This is a genomic window from Bacteroides caecigallinarum, from assembly GCF_021531075.1.
Classification (GTDB): Bacteria; Bacteroidota; Bacteroidia; order Bacteroidales; family Bacteroidaceae; genus Phocaeicola; species Phocaeicola caecigallinarum_B.
In genome coordinates this window covers 1-261 of record NZ_JADYTJ010000171.1, presented here as the reverse complement: position 1 = coordinate 261, position 261 = coordinate 1, and the positions used below count along the sequence as shown (strand labels likewise).

At 55.6% G+C, this 261-nt stretch carries 1 rRNA gene; it reads right to left on the bottom strand.

What is annotated here, in order from left to right:
• Positions 1-261: ribosomal RNA gene (locus I6E11_RS14940) — 23S ribosomal RNA — on the bottom strand; the annotation flags it as partial.

Here is a 261-nt window from a genome sequence, read left to right as displayed (position 1 = left end):
CCCCTACCCTCAGCTCATCCAGAAGCTTTTCAACGCTTATTGGTGCGGACCTCCATCTGGTGTTACCCAGACTTCATCCTGGCCAAGGGTAGATCACTTGGTTTCGCGTCTACCGCATCCGACTTGACGCCCTCTTCAGACTCGCTTTCGCTTCGGATCCGGGTCTCATGACCCTTAACCTCGCCGGACACGGTAACTCGTAGGTTCATTATGCAAAAGGCACGCCGTCACTCTTTGCAGAGCTCCGACCGCTTGTAGGCG